This window comes from Rhodococcus sp. MTM3W5.2 (genome assembly GCF_001984015.1).
GTDB lineage: Bacteria > Actinomycetota > Actinomycetes > Mycobacteriales > Mycobacteriaceae > Rhodococcus_G > Rhodococcus_G oryzae.
On sequence record NZ_CP019572.1, the window covers coordinates 383,356 to 399,785 of the forward strand.

Genomic DNA, 16,430 nt, shown 5'->3' on the forward strand with positions numbered 1-16,430 from the left:
CTTCGTTTCCCCCTCAGGGACAAACCCACTCACCCGCAAGGAGTTTCGCCATGGCTTCCGTTTCCGTCTCCGCCGATCTGCCCGCCGCCCCGGAGAAGACCTGGTCCACCCTCTCCGACCTGTCGCGTTGGGAGGAGTGGCTGACCATCCACCAGGGCTGGAAGAGCGAGCTTCCGACCGAGGTCGCCCTCGGGGCCCGCTTCACCGAGGTCGTCTCCGTGATGGGGATGGCCAACAAGATCGAGTGGACCGTCACCGAGGTCGACGCGCCGAACCTGGTGAGGATCGCCGGTACCGGCATGGCGGGCGTGACCGTCGAGTTCACCCTCAAGGTCGAGCCGGCCGGTTCGGGCTCGAAGGCCGTCATCGACGCCAGCTTCAAGGGCGCCATGATCGTCGGCCCGATCGGTAAGGCCGTCGCCAAGAACGCCGCCGCGGACCTCGAGGCCTCCCTCGCGAAGTTCGCCGAGCTGGTCGGCTGAACCCGATGACGAAGCCCGTCGACAGAGACAACGCAGTCGAATTCGACTCCTCGGGCCTCGGCGTCTGGACCGACGAGGAGCGGTTCGAGGTGACCGCCGAGCGGATCGCCGAGTACGCGGCGGCCACCAATGACCCGATCGAGCGGCACCTGCGCGGCGAGATCGCCCCGCCGGTGTTCGCTGTGGTGCCCGCCTTCTTCTCGATGGCGCCCGCGGCGCTGTCGGTGGCGCCGGTGGAGCTGCTGATGAAGCTGGTGCACGGCGAGCAGGACTTCCATTTCCACCGCCCGATCTACCCCGGCGACACCCTCGCGGTCCGCGCCAAGCCGATCGGGTTCGAGGGCAGGGAGAACGGGTCGACCGTGGTCGTTTATGTCGAGACCCGCACGGACACCGGCGAACTGGTGAACGAGCAGTGGATGACCGCGTTCTTCCGGAAGGTCGACGCGGGTCCCGGTCTCGGGGAAACGGCGCCCGGCCACCGGTTCGACGAGGCGCTGCGCAAGCGGACCCCGGCGGCCCGGGTTCTCCAGCACATCGACAAGGACCAGACGTTCCGGTACTCGCCTGCCTCGGGCGACCCGATGCCGATCCACCTGGACGACGAGATCGCCAGGATGTCCGGTCTGCCCGGGATCATCAACCACGGGCTGTGCACGATGGCCTTCACCTCGTGGGCCGCGCTCACGGAGCTGGCCGACGGCAGGGCCGAACGGCTCAAGCGGCTCGCCGTCCGATTCGCCAAGCCGGTGCTGCCCGAGCAGGACATCGTCACCCGGTTCTGGGCCGTGAGTCCTTCTGGTCCCGCTGGGGCCAAAAGACTCACGAGCGTATGCCTACGAGACGACCGTCGGCGACGACCTGGTGATCAAGGACGGCCTGGCCACCATCTCCGACAACTGAGTCGGCACAAGCACTTTCATCGATATAGGAGAAGCACTGATGGGAACCCTGGACGGACGCGTCGCGATCATCACCGGCGCGGGACGCGGCATCGGCCGCGAACACGCCCTGCTCTTCGCTGCCGAGGGCGCGAGTGTCGTGGTGAACGATCTCGGCGGCGCCAACGACGGATCCGGCTCGGACGCCGGTCCCGCGCAGCAGGTCGTCGACGAGATCGTCGCGGCAGGCGGCAAGGCCGTCGCAAACACCGACAACGTGGCGAGCTGGGAGGGCGCCAAGGCGTTGGTCGACCAGGCCGTGAGCGAGTTCGGCGGCCTCGACGTACTCGTGAACAACGCGGGCATCCTGCGCGACGCGTTCATCGCGGGCATGGAGGAGGGCCAGTGGGACGCGGTGATCGCCGTGCACCTCAAGGGTCATGCCGCGACGCTGCATCACGCCGCCGCCTTCTGGAAGGCGCGGACCAAGGCGGGCGAGACCGTCAACGCTTCGGTCATCAACACCGCCTCGGCGTCGGGTACGTTCATGCCCAACGCCGGGCAGGGCAACTATGGCGCGGCCAAGGCCGGCATCGCCGCGCTGACGCTGGTCGCCGCGGACGAGCTCGAACGTTATGGGGTGCGGGTCAACGCGATCGCTCCGATCGCGCGTACCCGGCTGACGCTGGCCACCCCCGGGATGGGTGCGCTGTTCGCCGCCGAGGTTCCCGATGGCGAGTTCGACGCGTTCTCTCCCGCCAACATCTCCCCGCTGGTAGCTCGGCTCGCATCGGGTGACTGCAAGCTCACCGGCAAGGTGTACGCGGTCCAGGGCGGCGCCGTCACCGAGCTGATCAACTGGCAGGGCGGCGAGACCATCGAGTCCGAGGGGCCCTGGACCGTCGACGATCTCGCGAACCGACTCGGCTGAGGGCGGGAACATCCATGGTGCGCAACAGTTATGAGCTGGGCCTCGGTCTGAGCGAGGAGCATGCGGCGCTGGCCGATTCGGTGAGCGCTTTCGCCGAACGGACCATCACCGCCGAGCAGGTCCGTGCCGCGGTCGAGGCGAAGTCCGAGGCCGAGTTCCCGGAGTTCTGGCAGGCACTGGTCGGCCAGGACCTGCTGGGGCTGCACGTGCCGGAAGATCGAGGTGGCCAGGGAGCCGGCCTGCTCACCCTTGCGGTGGCACTGGAGGCGTTGGGCCGCAATATTTCTCCCGGCCCGTTCGTGCCCACCGCACTCGCCTGCGCGGTACTCGCGGCTGCGGATTCGAAAGTCGGGATCGAGGTGCTGCCCGGCCTGATCGATGGCTCCCGCACCGCGGCGCTCGCGCTCGGCTCGGCGTTTCACGTGGAACCCGAGCACGTGGAACCGAAGCCTGGCGGCTACCGGCTGACCGGCAGCACCGATGCGGTGCTCGGCGGGCAGCTCGCCGACGTGCTCCTGCTGCCGGCCGAGATGGGCGACGAGATCCGCTGGGTGGTCGTCGATTCAGCGGAACTGACCGTCACCGGGCAGGACAGCATCGATGTGCTCCGAGGATCGGCGCGGGTCGAGGCGGATGGCGTGCTGGTCGCGGCCGAGCGGGTGCTCGACGGGCTGAGCGAGCAGCGGGTGCGGGCCATCGCGGCGGTGGTGCTCGGCGCGGAGGCCGTCGGGATCATGTCCTGGTGCGTGTCGACCGCGGCCGAATACGCCAAGACCCGGGTGCAGTTCGGCAGGCCGATCGGCCAGTTCCAGGGCGTCAAGCACAAGTGCGCGCACATGGGCATCGCTCTGGAGAAGGCCCGCGCGGTGGTGTGGGATGCGGCGTCGGCGCTCGACAAGGCTTCCAACGAGATTGATGCTGCCGAAGCCGACTTCGCGGCCGATGTCGCGGCCGTGATCGTGCCCGACGCCGCCGTGCAGGTGGCACAGGACTGCATCCAGGTGCACGGCGGCATCGGGTTCACCTGGGAGCACGACGCGCACCTGTACTACCGGCGCGCGCTGGCGCTGCGGGGCGTGCTCGGCACCCGCGAGCAGCGGGCGAACCGGGTGGCGGAGCAGGCCCTTGCCGGGGTGTCCCGGACGTCGGTGCTCGAGCTGCCGGAGGAAGCCGACGCCATCAGGGCCGCGGTGCGGGACGAACTGGCGCCGATCGCGGCCATCGAGGACGAGGACGATCAGCTGATCGCGCTCGGCGACGGCGGCTGGGTGCAGCCGCACCTGCCGAGGCCGTACGGCCGCGGCGCAGGCCCGCTGGAGCAGATCGTCATCTCGCAGGAGGTCAAGGCCGCCGGGATCGCGATGCCACAGCTGCTGATGGGTGGCTGGGCGGTCTCGGCGGTGGTCGGACACGGAAGCGAGCAGCAGAAGCGGGACCTGGTGGTCCCGACGCTGCGCGGCGACCTGGTGTGGTGCCAGCTGTTCTCCGAGCCGGGCGCCGGTTCGGATCTGGCGTCGCTGTCGACCAGGGCCGAGAAGGTCGAGGGCGGGTGGACGGTCACCGGTCAGAAGATCTGGACCACGGTGGCGCAGTTCGCGGACTGGGCGATGCTCATCGCCAGGACCGACCCGTCCAGGCCGAAGCACGAGGGGATCACGTACTTCGTGCTGGACATGTCGAGCCAGGGCGTGACGGTGCGGCCGCTGCGCGAGATGACCGGTTCGGCGCTGTTCAACGAGGTGTTCCTGGACGGGGTCTTCATCCCGGACGCGAACGTGGTTGGGCAGGTGAACGACGGCTGGCACGTCGCAAGGACCACCCTCGCGGGCGAGCGGGTGGCGCTGAGCCAGAAGATGGAGGCCTACGCCAGCGATGCCGACCTGATGCAGTTCGTGCGCGGTCGGGAGCTGGGCCCGGTCGGGAAGTACCACTTCGGGGAGCTGATCGCCGAGAGCCAGGCCATCGACCTGATCGGCTCGCGCGTGGTGCTGGGGCAGTTGTCGGGCGCCGACGTGAGCACCACCTCGTCGGTCGGAAAGCTGCTGGGCATGGGGCTCGGTCAGGCGATCTCGGAGTTCGTGGTCGCCGAGTTGGGTGCGGCGGGCACGGTCGCGGTGCCGGGGGAGCCGAGCGACAAGGCGATGGAGCAGCTCATCGCCGGCCGCGCGACGACCATCTACGGCGGCACCACCGAGGTGCAGCTGAACGTGATCGGCGAGCGGATGCTGGGGCTACCGAGGGACTGACGGGTCAGGGCGTCCGGCCGAGGAGCGCGGCCAGTCGGTCGAGGGGCGGGGCGTCCTCGGGCACCGGCCGTGACGGTGCGAACGGGGTACGTCCTGCCGGGAGGTTCGGCAGCAGCACTCGGCTGAACGAGATCTGGTCCTCGACCACCGAGTCGGGGTAGCGCGGTGTCTGCCCCGACGCGCGGGCGATGTCCCAGCCGTGCGCAAGCATCTCGGTGATGCGCATGTTCAAGGCCTGCAGGCCCGGAACCTGGCCCATCGGCAGGGTGATCTCCCGGTCCAGCGCGCCCGGCAGGGCGAATGCCTGCACCAGCGCGTCGGCCGAGGCATGAAAGGAGCCCGCGGGGTCGGGGCCGAGCAGGTCGGGCGGCGCGCCAACGACGGTGACGGGCAGCGGGTTGCCCCGCAGGGACGAGGCGAACAGGTGGTTGCCTGCCGTCACGTGGTTGACGACGTCGCGGACGGACCACCCGGTGCACGGGGTGGGTGCGGACCATTGGTCGTCGGCGACGCCTGCTACCAGCGCGCCAGTCGCGTCGAGTGCCCGGCTGAGGTCGTCGATCGTCGCGGTCATGGTTCTGCCTACCACCGTGAGGACGGTTTCGGAACCCGTGTTCAGCCGAAGGGGGTGTTGCCGCGGCGGAAAGTGCGTGATACTGCCTGTAACGCACATCGGCGAAGGGGTTGGACCTGTGGACCAGAACGTGCAGCACGACGCGGTGATCGTCGGTGCCGGATTCGGCGGCATGGGTGCCGCCATCCAGCTCAAACGGCTCGGTCTGACCAACCTCGTGATCCTCGAACGCGAGGACGACCTCGGTGGCACCTGGCACGTGAACCGCTATCCGGGTCTCGCCGTCGACATCGCCTCCGTGACGTACTCCTACTCCTTCGAGCCGAACCCGTACTGGTCGCGGCTGTTCGCGCCGGGCGCCGAGCTCAAGCGGTACGCCGAGCACGTCGCGGACCAGTACGACCTGCGCCGCCACATGCGCTTCGGTGCGGTCGTCGAGGGTGCCCGTTGGGACGAGGACGCGCAGCGGTGGGAGGTCGCGATCGAGGGCGGCGAACTGGTCACCGCGAAGTACCTGCTCACCGCGACGGGGTTCCTGTCGCAGCCGCACAAGCCCGATATCCCCGGCATCGATTCGTTCGAGGGCAAGGTCATCCACACGACGGCGTGGGACGACGCCTACGACCTGAGGGTACGCGCACCGCGATCATCGGCACCGGGGCGACCGCGGTCCAGCTCATCCCAGAGGTGGCCCGCAAGGCCGCCGCCCTGACGGTGTACCAGCGGACCCCGATCTGGGTGCTGCCGAAGGTCGACACCCCCATCCCGGGTCCGGTGCAGCGGCTGTTCGCGCGGGTGCCCGCGGTCCAGCGCGCGGCCCGCGGAGTGAGCTCGGGGATCCTCGAAGCCGTGATGGTGAGCGCCGTACTGCACTACCGGCAGACCAAGCTGCTGAACAAGGGCGCCGCCGCCCTCTCGCGAATCTTCCTGCGCGCGAAGGTCCGTGACCCGAAGCTGCGTCGTCAGCTGACCCCGGACTACGACTTCGGCTGCAAGCGGCCGACCTTCTCCAACAGCTACTACAGCACCTTCACCAAACCGCACGTGCACCTCGAGACGGACTCGATCGACCGCATCGAGCCCGACGGCATCGTCACCGCGGACGGGCGCAAGACCGAGATCGACACTCTGGTCCTGGCCACCGGCTTCAACCTGTGGGACGTGAACTTCCCTGCCATCGAGGTGATCGGTCGGGAGGAGCGCAACCTCGGTAAGTGGTGGCGGGACAACCGGTTCCAGGCGTACGAGGGGGTGGCCGTGCCGTACTTCCCGAACTTCCTGACCCTGGCGAGCCCGTACTCGTACAGCGGGCTGTCGTACTTCACCACCATCGAGTCGCAGATGGCGCACATGAACAGGCTGTTCGGTGAGTTGCGACGGCGCGGCGCCGATGTCTTCGAGGTGACCGAGCAGGCGAATGCCGGTTTCCTGGACCGGATGACCGAGAAGCTGGACGACTCGGTGTTCTACGGGGGCAGCTGCCAGACCGCGCGCAGCTACTACTTCAACCAGCACGGCGAGGCGGCGATCCTGCGGCCGACCTCGACGGTCAATGCGTTCCGGGAGGCGAAGAGCTTCCCGTTGGACGACTACACGATGCGGCCCTACGCGGCGGCGGAGTGAGCGCGGGGTCGGCGTCGCACACCCCTTGGCAAGGTCGCACACCTTGTGGGCGTACAAGGCGTGTGCGTTCTCGCCAGAAGGTGTGCGGGGACGGCTGCTAGCCGAGATACTGCGCCCGCCACGCCAGCGCCCCGGTCCCGACCGCGACGGCCACCAGCAGGAGCACCCACACGAACCGCGGCAGGTGGCTCAGTGACCGCAGCTGGTCGAGGTCCGAACGGCCGGACCGGGTGCGGGCGGCCTCGACGATGGTGTGCAGGTTGCCGAACAGCAGCAGCCAGATCGCGGTGTACGCGAAATGCAGCTGCAGCGTGGGGGATCCGTAGTACGCGACGACGCCGATCGCAGATCCGCAGACGACCAGCACCAGCAGCCCGAAGATGTTGCGGATGAACGGCACCATCGCGACGATCAGCGCGACCGCGCCCCACAGCAGCACCGGGAGCTGGCCCGCCGCGATAAGGAGCGCGCCTGCCAGGCCGAGCAGCGAGGGCGCCAGGAAGCCTGCCGCCGCGGTGAGCACCATGCCGGGGCCGCGGGGCTTGCCGCGCGAGAGCGTGAGGCCCGAGGTGTCCGAGTGCAGCCGGATCCCGGTGAGCCGTCGGCCCGTCACGACCGCGGCGATCGCGTGCCCGGCCTCGTGCACGAGCGTCACCGCGTGCCTGGTCAACGACCACAGCGGACCGAAAAGGACCATGGCGGCGGCGATGGCGATGGGGAGGTAGGCCGACCACTGCGCCCAGTACGAGTTCACCTGACCAGGGTGCCAGGCCGCCGCGGCCAACTAGCATCGGTACCGGGTCACGATGTCTGAGGGTGGAGGGACTCGATGGAAGCCGTCACGGATTCGACCGCAGCAGTACCCGACCGGGGCCGTGTCATGGTGCGCAGTGAGTTCGCGCCGCTCCGGACGGTCGCGGTCGCCCGGTCGCAGTTCCGTGCTCCGGACGAGATGTCGGACAGCGAGGCGTCGTTCCTGGCGCCCGAGGCGTTGCCAATCCTCGAGCGCATGCTCGGACGCGATCACGGCGATGTCTATCCCGACCGCCAGCGGCTCTGGGAATCCGAACGCGAGAACCTGTGCTCGGTGTTCGAACGCCACGGCGTGGAGGTCCTGCGGCCGCGGATGCTGACCGACGCGGAGAAGGCGGCAGGGGGCTCCAATGGCTACGCGAACTTCTTCGTCCGCGACCCCTGGTTCACCATCGGTGACATCGTCGTCGAGGGGAACCTGAGGCTGCCCCACCGCCGACGCGAGGTGCTGCCCAGCCGCGACCTCCTCACCGCCAGGGCGCTCGAGGGGCACTGTTCCTACCTGGCGCTGCCGCAGCCTGCGGTTCCCGACGGGGCGCCGGGCGACCTGGGCGCCGGGCCCTTCCTCGAGGGTGGCGACGTGCTCGTGTACGAGAAGCGCGTCTTCGTCGGCAACTCCGGGCTGGCGTCCAACGCCATGGGGATCCGCTGGCTGGAGAAGCTGCTCACCCCACTGGGCTACACCGTGGAAACCGTCCGCCTCGCGCCGAATTTCCTGCACCTCGACTGTGCCCTCGGCCTGATTCGGGAGGGTTTGCTGGTCGCGTGCCCGGACGCACTCCTCGACGGTCTGCCCGCCGCGCTACGCGGCTGGGAGCGGATCGAGATCAGCGAGAGAGACGGTGTCGACCTCGGCACCAACGGTCTGCCCATCAGTCCGGAGGTCTACGTCACCGATCCGGCCTTCCGTCACATCGGTGACCGGATCGCCGCGCACGGCGTCACCGTCGAATACGTGGACTTCGCGATCACCCGCGGCTTCGGCGGCTCGTTCCGGTGCACCACACAGCCGCTGCGGCGGGAGTGAGCCGCGCCCCGTCTGTCGCTGTCAGTCCTGGATCCGCCGCCACGGACGGGCCTCCTCCAGCTCGAACGCGAGCTCGAGCAGGGTCCGCTCGTCGCCGTGGTCGGCCGAGAAGTGTGAGGCCAGCGGCAGCCCCGCGGCGGTCTCGTGCAGCGGCAGCGAGATGGCGGGCCCGCCGGACGCGTTGTTCAGCGGGGTGAATGCGGTGTAGTTCACCAGCCTGGTGAACAGCTCCTCGAAACTCTGTGCCGGAGAGAGGTATCCGAGCTTCGGGGTGGTGTGTGCGAGGACGGGCGAGAGCAGCACGTCGTACTTCTGGAACACCTCCGCGTACTGCCGATGGGTACGCCGCAGCCGGTACAGCACCTGCGGCGTCTTCGCGATGTTCTTGCGGTACATCGCATCCAGCCCGCGGGTGAGGTTGTCGGTCTTGGTCTTGTCGAAGTCCGGTCCGAGCATTCGCTTTCCGCCCGCACAGATCGCAAACGACAGGAACCCCCAGTAGTTCGAGAAGTCCTCGACGAACGATCGATCGACCGGCAGTGGCGCTTCCTCGACATGGTGGCCGAGCTCGTCGAGCAGATTCGCGGTCGCGGTGACAGAGGCGCGGGTCTCGTCGTCTGTCGGGATGCCGGTGATCGAATCGATGATCACGCCGACCCGCAGGCGGGTGCGCCCCGGGCCCTCGACGAGCCGGATAGGCGGGAGTTTCGGGTTGCGATAGTAGCTTTCGGCCGCGGCATAGAACCGCGCGGTGTCTCGGACCGACCGCGACAACACGCCCTGGGCGACGATCCGGATCGGCATCGCCCGGTCCGCCGGATCCGCGACCGTGCGCCCCCTGGTCGGCTTGAGGCCGACGAGACCGCACGCCGCCGCGGGGATCCGGATCGAACCGCCGCCGTCGTTGGCGTGCGCGAACGGGAGTACCCCGGACGCGACCAACGCCGCTGACCCGCCGGAGGAGGCTCCGGAGGAGTACACCGGATTCCACGGGTTGTGCACGGGCTCGGCCGTCGCGTACTCGTTCGAGGCGCTGAATCCGAACTCCGGCAGCCTGCTCTTGCCGATCGGGACCGCGCCGGTGGACAGGAACTGCCTGGCGAAGTCGCTGTCCGCGCGGGCGGGCCGCGCCACGAAAGCCGCGCTGCCGTGATTGGTCGGCAGGCCCGCGACATCGACGTTGTCCTTGACTATCGTCGGGACACCCGCGAAGACGCCCGTGTGCGGCCCCGCTGAACGGGTCAGGGCGCGATCGAAGTCGGGGAAGGCGATCGCGTTGAGCGAGTCCCTGACCGACTCGGCGCGTTCGACGGACGCCAGCACCGCCTCGTGGGAGGACAACTGCCCGGAGGCGATCAGCTCCGCGATGCCGGTGGCGTCGAGGTCGCCGAGGGCGTCGTCGCGGAAGGCGTGGATGCGTGCGTCGTCGGTCATCGGGTGTCCTCGGATCGGGGTTGCCTGCCGGCCGGCGGTGTGGCCTGCCGACTCCGAGATTAACGCGGATCCACCTCGTGCAGCCCGTCCTCGGTGAGTTCGAGCCATCGGGTCGCCCCGATCTCCCGGAGGAAGGGCAGGTCGTGGCTGGCGACCACGAGCGCGCCGCGGAACTCGGCCAGCGCCGACGTGAGGTGCGCGAGGCTGGGCAGGTCGAGGTTGTTGGTCGGCTCGTCGAGCATCAGCAGTCGCGGCGCAGGCTCGGCGAGCAGGATCATCGCCAGCGCCGCGCGCAGCTGTTCCCCGCCGGACAGGGCCGAGGCCTGCGTGTCGGCCGCGTCGCCGCGAAACAGGAACCGGGCCAGCCGCGCCCGGATCTGCTCCGGCGTCGCGTGCGGTGCAGCATCGGCGACGTTCTGCGCAACCGTGCGGTCGCCGTCGAAGATGTCGAGCCGCTGCGGAAGGGACCGCCAGGGCACCCGCGGGCCCGCATCGGTGATCGCGCGCAGCAGGGTGGTCTTGCCAATCCCGTTCCGTCCGACCAACGCGATTCGCTCCGGCCCGGACACGGTGAGCGACACCGTCGGACCGCAGGCCAGCGTGACGTCCTCGAGCTCGATCACCTGCTGGCCCGGGTGGACGGCGGTGTCCGGCAGGTCGATTCGGATCTCGCGGTCGTCGCGGATCAGGTCCTCTGCCTCGGTGAGCGTCTGCCTGGCCTCCTCCAGCTTGTCGATGTGGCTGCCGCGGAGCTTGCCAGCCGACACCTGGGCCTGACGCTTGCGCTCGCCTGCCAGAATTCGGGGGACACTGCCCTCCATCTTCTTCCCGTACCGCACCCTGCGTGCGATCTTCGTCTGCGCCTCGACGAGCTCGCGGCCCTGCTTGCGCACGTCGCTGCGGGCGTCGCGGACTGCCGCCCGTGCCGCCTCCTGCTCGGCGTCGACGACGGCCCGGTAGGCACTGAAGTTGCCGCCGAACATCCGCACCTCCCCGCGGCGCAGCTCGGCGATGGAGTCCATCCGCTCGAGCATCTCGCGGTCGTGGCTGACCACGATCGCGGTGCCGGGGAACTGTCCGACCGCCGCATACAACCGGGCCTTGGCGGCCAGGTCGAGGTTGTTGGTCGGCTCGTCGAGCAGCAGTACCTGCGGGTCGCCGAGCAGCGCGGTGGTGAGGCCGAGCAGCATCGTCTCCCCGCCCGACAGCGTGCCGACGGTCCGGCCGAGCGCCTCCGTCGAGGGGGCGATGTGCGCGAGCCCCAGTCGGTCCAGGGTGGCGACGGCGCGTTCCTCGATGTCCCAGTGTCCGGCGGCGACCGCGAAGTCCTCGTCCGTTCCCGCGCCGGATTCGATGCGGTGCAGGGCCTTTCGCGCGGACTCGATGCCGAGAATGGCGTCCACCCGGCGGTGTGGGTCGAGGGCCAGGTCCTGGCGCAGGTATGCCAGCGACCCGTGCACGGTCACCGAACCGCGGTCGGGGGTCAGCTCGCAGGCGATCAGCCGCAGCAGCGTGGATTTGCCTGCGCCGTTCAGGCCGACAAGTCCGGTTGCGCCGCTGCCGAACACGGCGTCGAGGCCATCGAAGACGGGGTCGCCGTCGGGCCAACTGAAGGTGAGATCGGAAAGGGCGAGATAGGGCTGGGCCATGGGTGCTCCTAGAGGTGGGTGCGGGGCGACGGCATGCACGAGCACGCGACGCGATGCGTTCACTACCTCTGAATGAGCAAGGGCCCTTCTCCGATCGTCGACAACAAGACGGCCACCACGATAGGACGGCCCCCGTCGTTCGGCAAGGGAATTATGGGAGGCGCCTCAGATGTTCGGCCCCTCGGAGCGCAGTTCGTCGACCCGGCCCATCGCCTCACGCAGCTCGGAGAGCCATTGCTCGCTGTGCTCGCCCGCGAGCTTGACCGCCCAGGTCAGCGCGTCCGCCCTCGACCGGGCCACTCCGGCATCGACCAGGGTGTCGAGCACCCGGCGCTCGGGCTGGCGCAATCGGGTCATCACGGGCACCGCCAGATGGGTGAACAGCACATGCCGCTCGCCCACGGTGACGCCCCAGGCCACCTTGCGCCCGTAGCGGGCCTCGGCCTCGTCGGCGATCCGCATCCGGTCCGGCCTTGTGGTCTCCCGGAACCGGGAGATCCGGCCGTCGACGGCGGCCTGGGAGTTCTCCTCCGGTGCGGGCAGCTCGCCGGTGACGACGATCTCCTCGCGATCCACCACCACCGTGGCCGGTCCGGTGAACCAGTCCTCGGGTAGTCGTCCGGCGAACCACTCGCTCGCGTCGCTCGCGTCGGGGGTGTCCGCCTGCTGCCAGCCGCCGGGCCGCCCGAACCTGCGGCCGCCGTGTCCCGTGTATCCCATCGAGCTCACCTCTAAGGTTGCGATGATTACTTGATTACAGTCATACGCCTGTTTCGGTCAATGCGCTACAAGTCGCCCGAATGGCAAAGACCCCGCATCGGTATCGATGCGGGGTCCTGCCAGATCGGCGCGGGGGCGAACGATCTCCTAGCCCTGCGACAGCCCCGGCTGCGTCTGGATCTTCCCGGGACCACCGGCGCCGCCGCCTGCCTTCGCAGGCATGTGCCATTCGCCGTCTGCGCCGCAGACCAGGCCGTGACTGACATCGCCCGGCTTCTTGTTGATCACCGTTTCATTGCCCTGGTCGTCGGTGTTCACGATCGGGCACGGCCCCGTCGGACCGTTGGGACCGATGGGGGTGCTGGGCTCGGCATTGGCGACGGACGCCGCCCCGAAGGCGCTCAGGATCGGAAGGGCTGCGATGGCGACGACGGCAAAGGTGCGACGGGCGTTGAACATTCAGTATCTCCTGGGGTGATGGTGCGTGAGTGTGTCGGTGACAGGGACAACTCTGCCCAGTCCGGACACCACTCAGAAGCGACCCAAGGGTGCGGCGCAGCCACCCCGGGAATGGATCCTCGCCACCCCAGGATCGGTGCCGCTTGGGCCGCGCGAGGTGCGAAAACTGCGCGCCGGCGGCGGGGCCGCCTAACCTCGAGGCCATGCGGATGAGGCTGAGTGTGGCGGGGATCGCGGTGTCGGCGCTGGTGCTGGGTGGATGCACCATCGGGCAGACCGAGTCGGAAACGGAGATCGCGGCCCAGCAGTTCGCCGACGCGCTCACCCAGCGGAACGCGCAGGCGGCCGCGGACCTCACCAGCGACCCAGCGGCCGCGGCGGCCGCGATCACCCAGATGTTCGACGGCCTCGCCGCCAGGGATGCCACCTTCGTGGTCGCGGGCACCGACAGCGACGCGGGCACCTTCACCCTCGACGCGGACTGGACCTTCGGCGCCGAACCCGCGGCCGAATCCACGACGACCGCCACCGCCGGTGCGACGACCACGGCGGCGGCCACCGAGTCCGACTCGGCACAGACCTGGAGCTACACCACGACCGGCGGCGGCAAGGCCGTCGCCGACGGCGGCAAGATCCCATGGGACCCGCAACTGCTGGCCCCGGGGCTGACGTCGGACAGCACGCTGCGCTACACCACCCTCGCAGGTGGCTCCCCGCAGGTGCTCGACGCCGCCGGTCGCCCGCTGATGACCGAGCAGACCGTGACCCTGGTCAATCTCGACCCGGCGACGATCGCCGACCCGGCCGGTACCGCCACCGCGGTCGCGCAGTTGGTCGGCCCGGTGGCGCCCACGGTCACTGCGGCCTCGCTGCAGGCGGACCTGGCCGGATCCCAGGGCAAGTCCGTCACCGCGATCACGCTGCGGGACGCGGACTTCCAGCCGATCGCCGATCGGCTCGCCGCGATCCCCGGTGTGCAGTTGGTGAAGCAGGCCCGGCTGCTGACCGCGGACAAGGCCATGACCTCACCGACCCTCGACGGGCTCCGGGAGCTGTGGCAGCAGGGCCAGGATGCCTCCGCAGGCTGGGCTGTACAGCTGGTGTCCGCCAACGGATCCGCGCAGCGGCTGGCCGGTGAGGACGGCACGGTTCAGCCTGATGTCGCCACCACCCTCGACCCCGCGATCCAGGGCGCCGCCCAGGCGGCCATCGCCGATCTCCCGCAGCAGTCCGCGATCGTGGCACTGCGGCCGTCCACAGGGGCCGTGCTCGCGGTGGCACAGAACCCGGCCGCCAGCGCGCAGGGCCCGATCGCGCTGACCGGTCTGTACCCGCCGGGGTCGACCTTCAAGACGGTCACCACTTCCGCAGCGCTGCAATCGGGTTCGGTCACCCCGGACACCGTGCTGCCGTGCCCGGGCAGCGCGAACATCGAGGGCCGCACCATCCCCAACGACGACAACTTCGACCTCGGTTCGGTGCCGCTGCACACCGCGTTCGCCCGTTCCTGCAACACCACCATGGGCGCGCTCGCGGTCGCGCTGCCGCCGACCGCGCTGCCCCACGCCGCCCTGCAGTTCGGTCTCGGGGTGGACTACGTGACGCCGGGGCTGACCACGGTCACCGGCAGCGTGCCGCCCGCGGACACCCCGGCTCAGCGTGTCGAATCCGCGATCGGACAGGGGCAGGTGACGGCGACGCCGTTCGGTATGGCGCTCGTCGCGGCCTCCATCGCCAAGGGCTCCACGCCCGCGCCGATGCTGGTCGCGGGGATGCCGGGCGTCGCGAACACGACACCCGCCCCTGCGCCCCCGCAGGTCACCGAGCAGCTGCGGACCATGATGCGGGAGACGGTCACGGCGGGTACCGCCACCCAGCTCGCGGACATCGCCGACCTGCGGGGCAAGACCGGCACCGCCGAGGTCGGTGACGCCCCCGCGCACGGCTGGTTCGTCGGCATCGACGGCGATGTGGCCTTCGCGGTGTTCGTCGCGGGGGCGGACAGCTCGGCCCCCGCGGTCGACGCGGCAGGCCGGTTCCTGCGGCCGATCCAGGCCCAGCTCCCGCGGTGACCCTCGGGCAATACTCTCGCTGCTCGCCCATCGGTGAATCCGGAAGTCGGCTGGGCCGGGCCTGACCTGTTGCCCGAAATCCGAGACAGAATGACACCGAGTGCCATATCTTCACAGATCATTCACGTTTTGGGGTTGGGGAAAATGCGCACATCGACAGGCGTCAGCTGGGCTGTTGCGGCGGCCACCGCGGCGGTGCTGCTGGCCACCTCTGCGCCCGCAAGCGCGGGGTCCGCAAACACTGGGTCGGCAGGCACCGGATCGGCGAGCGCAGAGTCCACCACGCCCCACGAGCTGCCGCCCATGGTTGCTGCCGGTAGTGGCTACGCCGCGGAGCTGCAGGCGGCTGTCAATTTTTGGACCGTCGACCGGCTCGCGCAGGGCGGTCTCACCGACGACGATCCCGCCGGGGGGCTCGACGGTCAGGGCAGCGACGTCATCGTCGAGCCGACGGCTGGAGGCGACGCCCTCAGCGCTACTTTCACGGGACCCGGCCAGGTCCGCAAGACTGCCGGGAAGTTGTTCCTCAAGCGCACCAAGCCGAGAAGCACCGACTTTCTTCTGACCAGCTGCTCGGCGAACGTCGTCAGCAGTGCCAACCAGAGCGTCGTGCTCACCGCTGCCCACTGCTTCCTGATGGACTCCTCCAATTGGGACTTCGGCACGGGGATCGAGACCACGCAGACGGTCGGTGCGGTCTTCATCCCCGGCTTCGACGGTGCCGCTCTTGCCCGTCACGTCCCTGGCAGCGACGGTGGGACCACGATGCCCGGCACCGACATCGCGCCCTACGGCGTCTGGGGGGTGACCCGGCACTGGATCACCAACGAATGGTCTGTTGACCCCAGTCAGTTCGGTGAAGGCCCCGGGCACGATATGGCCGCGTTCCTGGTCGACAGCCCCACCGACAGTCGGCCGATCCAGCAGGTCACCGGCGGCCAGCAGGTCGGCTTCAACCTGCCCCAGGGCAAGACGCTGACCGGCTTCGGCTACCCCGCCGACAACATCAAGAGCTGGTACGGGCCGCCGATCGTGAACGGCGTCCCGACCCGCACCGGCGCGGCCAACCGCAACGGGGTGCCGTCCGAACTCCAGCGCTCCTTCGACGGCCGCACCCTCAAGGTCAGCTCCGGGCAGTCAACGGGCATCGTCGGCAGGTACCTCGACGTGCTGCCAGCGGCCATCAGCCCCGGCGCAAGCGGCGGTCCCTGGTTCGAGCAGTACGACCCGGCTACTGGCACCGGCATCCAGGTCGCCGTCACCTCCCATTTCGTCAACGCCGATGGTGGCCTCCCGGTCCTCGAGACCGTCCTCGCGAATATGAACAGCGCTCGTCCCTACATGTCGGCCACCCACTTCGTGGATCAGGAGAAGGCCGTCTACGACCTCGCCCAGGCTCAGGTCGCACCGAACTGACGCGTCGACGGGCCCCGGGCGCGGACGAGGTCCGTACCCGAGGCTCGTTTCATAGACTGAACGTGGTCGCGGGAGTTGCGCCCGGATTCCTACCGTGCGTTGG

Annotated in this window: 12 protein-coding genes and 2 pseudogenes; 8 read left to right on the forward strand and 6 right to left on the reverse strand. The window is 69.4% G+C overall.

Annotated features, from left to right (window positions below; genetic code table 11):
* Positions 1 to 50: 50 nt before the first annotated feature.
* From BTZ20_RS01855 to BTZ20_RS01870, 4 genes and pseudogenes are all read left to right on the forward strand, one after another.
* Positions 51 to 482 carry an SRPBCC family protein gene (locus tag BTZ20_RS01855; protein ID WP_077040173.1) on the forward strand — a complete coding sequence of 144 codons (432 nt, stop codon included), beginning with the start codon at positions 51 to 53 and terminating at the stop codon, positions 480 to 482.
* A 5-nt stretch (positions 483 to 487) separates the two neighbouring features.
* Positions 488 to 1,385: pseudogene (locus BTZ20_RS01860) on the forward strand (MaoC/PaaZ C-terminal domain-containing protein).
* 39 nt (positions 1,386 to 1,424) lie between these two features.
* Positions 1,425 to 2,294: an SDR family oxidoreductase gene (locus BTZ20_RS01865; protein ID WP_077040174.1), complete on the forward strand. Its 870-nt coding sequence runs from the start codon at positions 1,425 to 1,427 to the stop codon at positions 2,292 to 2,294.
* A 14-nt stretch (positions 2,295 to 2,308) separates the two neighbouring features.
* On the forward strand, positions 2,309 to 4,540 hold the full coding sequence (locus BTZ20_RS01870) for an acyl-CoA dehydrogenase (RefSeq protein WP_077040175.1): 2,232 nt from the start codon (positions 2,309 to 2,311) through the stop codon (positions 4,538 to 4,540).
* Between the two features lie 4 nt (positions 4,541 to 4,544).
* Here the strand turns inward: BTZ20_RS01870 and BTZ20_RS01875 are convergent, their stop codons facing one another.
* Positions 4,545 to 5,114 (reverse strand): TIGR03086 family metal-binding protein, encoded by a 570-nt coding sequence (locus BTZ20_RS01875; RefSeq protein ID WP_077040176.1) that lies wholly within the window; start codon positions 5,112 to 5,114, stop codon positions 4,545 to 4,547.
* 172 nt (positions 5,115 to 5,286) lie between these two features.
* Here BTZ20_RS01875 and BTZ20_RS01880 point away from each other — a divergent pair.
* Positions 5,287 to 6,737, forward strand: a pseudogene (locus tag BTZ20_RS01880) (flavin-containing monooxygenase).
* A gap of 97 nt (positions 6,738 to 6,834) precedes the next feature.
* On the opposite strand, the gene BTZ20_RS01885 reads toward BTZ20_RS01880, so the two are convergent.
* Positions 6,835 to 7,491, reverse strand: coding sequence for a M50 family metallopeptidase (locus tag BTZ20_RS01885; RefSeq protein ID WP_077043401.1), 657 nt, complete (start codon positions 7,489 to 7,491; stop codon positions 6,835 to 6,837).
* A gap of 75 nt (positions 7,492 to 7,566) precedes the next feature.
* On the opposite strand from BTZ20_RS01885, the gene BTZ20_RS01890 reads away from it, so the two are divergent.
* Complete coding sequence (locus BTZ20_RS01890) at positions 7,567 to 8,577, forward strand: dimethylarginine dimethylaminohydrolase family protein (protein ID WP_077040177.1); 1,011 nt, start codon at positions 7,567 to 7,569, stop codon at positions 8,575 to 8,577.
* A gap of 21 nt (positions 8,578 to 8,598) precedes the next feature.
* Here the strand turns inward: BTZ20_RS01890 and BTZ20_RS01895 are convergent, their stop codons facing one another.
* From BTZ20_RS01895 to BTZ20_RS01910, 4 genes are all read right to left on the reverse strand, one after another.
* Complete coding sequence (locus tag BTZ20_RS01895; RefSeq protein WP_077040178.1) at positions 8,599 to 10,011, reverse strand: amidase; 1,413 nt, start codon at positions 10,009 to 10,011, stop codon at positions 8,599 to 8,601.
* Between the two features lie 59 nt (positions 10,012 to 10,070).
* Positions 10,071 to 11,660, reverse strand: a complete 1,590-nt coding sequence (locus BTZ20_RS01900) for an ABC-F family ATP-binding cassette domain-containing protein (protein ID WP_077040179.1) — start codon at positions 11,658 to 11,660, stop codon at positions 10,071 to 10,073.
* Positions 11,661 to 11,825: 165 nt separating this feature from the next.
* Entirely contained in the window at positions 11,826 to 12,380 is a 555-nt protein-coding gene (locus BTZ20_RS01905; protein ID WP_077040180.1) for a hypothetical protein, read from the reverse strand.
* 147 nt (positions 12,381 to 12,527) lie between these two features.
* Positions 12,528 to 12,839: a hypothetical protein gene (locus tag BTZ20_RS01910; protein ID WP_077040181.1), complete on the reverse strand. Its 312-nt coding sequence runs from the start codon at positions 12,837 to 12,839 to the stop codon at positions 12,528 to 12,530.
* Between the two features lie 209 nt (positions 12,840 to 13,048).
* Here BTZ20_RS01910 and BTZ20_RS01915 point away from each other — a divergent pair, with 209 nt between their 5' ends.
* The gene (locus BTZ20_RS01915; RefSeq protein ID WP_077043402.1) at positions 13,049 to 14,911 is read left to right on the forward strand and encodes a penicillin-binding transpeptidase domain-containing protein; all 1,863 of its coding nucleotides are present in this window, start codon (positions 13,049 to 13,051) and stop codon (positions 14,909 to 14,911) included.
* Positions 14,912 to 15,055: 144 nt separating this feature from the next.
* Positions 15,056 to 16,327, forward strand: a complete 1,272-nt coding sequence (locus BTZ20_RS01920) for a trypsin-like serine peptidase (protein WP_077040182.1) — start codon at positions 15,056 to 15,058, stop codon at positions 16,325 to 16,327.
* Positions 16,328 to 16,430: the final 103 nt, after the last annotated feature.